This window comes from Pinirhizobacter sp., from assembly GCF_035317885.1.
Taxonomy (GTDB): domain Bacteria; phylum Pseudomonadota; class Gammaproteobacteria; order Xanthomonadales; family Rhodanobacteraceae; genus Pinirhizobacter.
This window is the reverse complement of record NZ_DATHFX010000440.1, coordinates 1-3,598: the sequence shown is the minus strand read 5'-3', so window position 1 is coordinate 3,598 and position 3,598 is coordinate 1. Positions and strand designations below refer to the sequence as shown.

General features: G+C 64.5%; 3 protein-coding genes. 2 read left to right on the top strand and 1 reads right to left on the bottom strand.

Annotated elements, in window-relative coordinates:
• The first annotated feature begins 249 nt into the window (after positions 1 to 249).
• Complete coding sequence (locus VK519_RS14455) at positions 250 to 921, top strand: class I SAM-dependent methyltransferase (RefSeq protein ID WP_324350885.1); 672 nt, start codon at positions 250 to 252, stop codon at positions 919 to 921.
• A gap of 44 nt (positions 922 to 965) precedes the next feature.
• Positions 966 to 3,143 carry a glucosidase family protein gene (locus VK519_RS14450; RefSeq protein WP_414692755.1) on the top strand — a complete coding sequence of 726 codons (2,178 nt, stop codon included), beginning with the start codon at positions 966 to 968 and terminating at the stop codon, positions 3,141 to 3,143.
• Between the two features lie 41 nt (positions 3,144 to 3,184).
• Here VK519_RS14450 and VK519_RS14445 read toward each other — a convergent pair whose 3' ends face one another.
• Complete coding sequence (locus tag VK519_RS14445; RefSeq protein ID WP_324350883.1) at positions 3,185 to 3,427, bottom strand: hypothetical protein; 243 nt, start codon at positions 3,425 to 3,427, stop codon at positions 3,185 to 3,187.
• Positions 3,428 to 3,598: the final 171 nt, after the last annotated feature.

Genomic DNA, 3,598 nt, shown 5'->3' with positions numbered 1-3,598 from the left:
CGCCGGATAAGTCGGTGGTGGTGAAGCACAACCCAGCCACCAAGGCGAAGAAGCTCCCGGCCAAGCACTAGCGAAGTGCTTCAGCCAGAGGGAGTCCGCCATCGTGCGTGGCTCCATGGCCGGACTCCCAAGATCAGGCGATGAGTTAGCCGGCCTAGCGCGACCGACCGACGACCAACGGCACATGCCTTGGCGAGCCCAAGGTCGAACAATGGACCGTACCCAAAGCATCAGGAGGATGCCGCCGCCATGAAGAATCACGACAAGGAATTTGCCGGGCATGCGGTGTACTCGCCACTCACCCTGAGCGTGTACGACGCGCTCGTGCTGGGCGTGTCCAATCCCTTGCTGTGGAAATGCCCAACCCAGAAGATCCTGGACTTCTACAACCAGAATATCTCGGCCAACCACCTGGACGTGGGCGTGGGGACGGGCTGGTATCTGGACCATTGCCGCTTCCCCGATCCGGCGCCACGACTGGCCCTGCTGGATGCGAACGGCAATTCCCTGGACAAGGCCGCCGGCCGGGTGGCCCGCTATGGCCCGGAAACTTACCTGACCGATGTGTTGCAACCGGTACCCGGGCACATCGAGCCCTTCGATTCGATCGCACTGACCTACCTGCTGCACTGCCTTCCCGGCTCCCTGGCCCAGAAATGCGTGGTGTTCGACCATCTGCGCCCGCTGCTGTCCGACGGCGGCGTGATGTTCGGCGCCACCATCCTTGGCGCCAACGTCGCCTGCGGCGGTATCGCGCGCAAGCTGATGGCCTTCTACAACGCGCGGCAGGTCTTCTCCAATACCCAGGACAGCCTTGCCGGTCTTGAATACGAACTGCACACCCGCTTCGATGACGTACAGCTTCGCGTCGTGGGCTGCGTGGCGCTATTCCGCGTGCGGGTACCCGGACCCTCCCGTTAGCGGGCGACGGCTAGAATGGCCGTTCGCATGAATGGAGCTTTTCGATGCCGACTGTCCGCCCGACGATGATCCGCCTGGTGATGGCGCTGGCCCTGGGCGTTGCCTCGTGCGCCGCCATTGCCGACGGGGTGAGCCGGGATGGTGCCGCCTTCCAGGGTCGACAGGCTCGCATCAGCGCCAACGCCGATGGCTCATTCCGCCTGGCCTACGATGGCGGCACGCGCGACATCGCCGCGCAGCCATGGAAAACCACCACCGCCAGCCCATTGTTCGATGGCCTGTTCGCCATGGCCCAGGCCGATCTTGCCGCCGATTCCGTGAAGGCGATTAGCGACCCGGGCTTCGACCACGGCCAGCCAATTGCCTGCGACTGCTTCGTCACGGGCGAGAAATGGCCCTTCGTATGGACACGCGATCTTTCCTTCTCGGTGGACCTGGGCCTCTGGCAGTTCGATCCACAGCGGGCGCGCAACTCCTTTGCCTTCAAGGTATCGGGTGTGCGCCAGCCTGGTGCGGGCGACGGTACGTACGTGATGCAGGACACCGGCTCCGGCGGCAGCTGGCCGATAAGCACCGATCGCGTGGTGTGGTTCGTCGGTGCGCAGCACCTGTTAAGCGACAAGGCCTTCGCCACGCGCTACGACAAGGCCCTGGCCGATACGCTGGCGCAGGACCGCATCTACGCCTTCGACAGCCACCTGGGGCTGTACCGCGGCGAAACCTCGTTCCTGGACTGGCGGGAGCAGACCTACCCTGCATGGACGAAGGAAGACGTCACCTTCATTGCCCAATCGTTCGCCTTGTCGACCAATGTGCTGCATTACCAGGCGCTGCGCATCGCCGCGAATCGCCTGCACGATGGCAATGACTACGCGGGGCAGGCAGCGGCGCTGAAAGCTGCGATCAACCGCCGCTTCTGGCGCGACGACCGTGGCATGTACATGAGCTACATCGGCGGCGACGTTACACCTGCGCCTTTCGATACCTACGACATGCTGGGGCTGGCGCTGGCCATCGACAGCGGCGTAGCAGACCTGGCCCGTGCGAAGAAGATCCTGGCCAACTACCCGGTATGGCCGGCCGGTACCCCGGTGACCTGGCCCGAGCGCCGCGACCAGCCGATCTACCACAACCGCTCGATCTGGCCCTTTGTCAGCGCCTATGCCTTGCGCGCCGCGCGCCGGGCGGATGCGCCGGCGCACATCGAGCACGAGATACGCTCGCTGATGCAGGGCGCGGCCCTGGCAGGTTCGAACATGGAGAACTTCGAGCTCGTCTCGCACAAGATCCACGTCGACGAAGGCCCGCTCAGTGGACCGGTGGTGGATTCACCACGCCAGCTGTGGTCGGTGGGCGCGTACGTGGGCATGGTGGTGGACGGCGTATTCGGCCTTGAGGCGGACAACACCATCGTGCCGAAGCTTCCCGTCGGGCTCGCCCGCGAGCTCTTCGGCGACAACGACTCCATCACGCTCGACACCGGCACGCGGCGGATCGTGCTGCACAAGCCGGCTGCGATGGAAGGCAACCTGCTCGTCGCAGGTTCCCGCAAGACATCGGGCAGCACCACGGATATCTGGCTGAAGGCGACGACCGTGGCCGACGTGCCGCTGCGCAAGGACGCGCCGCTTTATGCGCCAACTGCCCCCGACGCACCCGGGATCACCGACAAGGGCGGCAGCGACAGCGTTTCGCTTCCGCCCGGTGGCGTGTTGTACGTCAACGGCCTGCGCACCCAGGCCACTGCACTGCCCCACCGCGACACGGCGCAGTGCGTGAGCGTCACCGTCGAAGAGCACGGGCTCGAATCGCTGCACAGCCCCACGCGCTGCCTGGGGACGGTGCAGTCCCTGCCAGGCGAAGGCCCATGGACCTTCACCCCGTCGCACAAGGGACAGGTGCAGCTGCGGGTGTCGTACGAAAACGACAATGGACCGGTGAACACCGGCGTCACCGCGGCGGTGCGCCGCGCACAGCTGCAGTGCGAAGGCGCAGCGTTGCAAACCCAGGTGATCGTGATGGCGCACGGTATCCGCCGGCAGGTATCGACCCCTGCGCGTTTCGACGTGCCGGCCCATGGTTCGTGCACCATCAGCCTGAAGCCGGGTTTCAACATGTCGTATCTGGCGCAGTTCGCGCACTACACGCAAGCGAAGGGCGGGGCGTCCGGTCCGCTCGACACGGCGCGTGTGTTCGGTGCGTCGGTGATGCCGCTGCCTTGAACTGATGATGGCGGGGTCAGAGTTATAACTCTGACCCCATGTCAGCTGCAGAGTTGCTCGATCAGGTTCTCCAGCAGCGCCCCTTCAGGGGTGGGCTGGTATTTGTCGTCGAAACCGATGCGGGTGAGGAGGTCTTCACAGGCGTCGCGGAAATCGTCGCGGATTTCCTGTTCGCCACCCACCACCAAGCCGCCGGGGCCGTGCAGGATGAGTTCGGCCAGTTCACTGGTTTCACGGTGCGCTAGCAACAGGTTGCGCACTTCTTCCGAGATGCGGATCTTCATCGGTCAGCCTGGTCGTCCGGCCGTGTTGAGTGGCTCGAGCTGGCCCGATTGTGCTGGCAGCAAAGGCATTTGACCAGCCCCCGCTTTTCACTACGATCCAAGCTCCGACACCAACGCCGACATGGCTGCGTTGATGTCGTCGACATCCACCCCGGCATAGCCGAACATCAG

Coding starts and splice junctions, on each gene's coding strand:
- VK519_RS14445 (WP_324350883.1), bottom strand. CDS start 3,427: ATGAAGATCCGCATCTCGGAAGAAGTGCGCAACCTGTTGCTAGCGCAC.
- VK519_RS14455 (WP_324350885.1), top strand. CDS start 250: ATGAAGAATCACGACAAGGAATTTGCCGGGCATGCGGTGTACTCGCCA.
- VK519_RS14450 (WP_414692755.1), top strand. CDS start 966: ATGCCGACTGTCCGCCCGACGATGATCCGCCTGGTGATGGCGCTGGCC.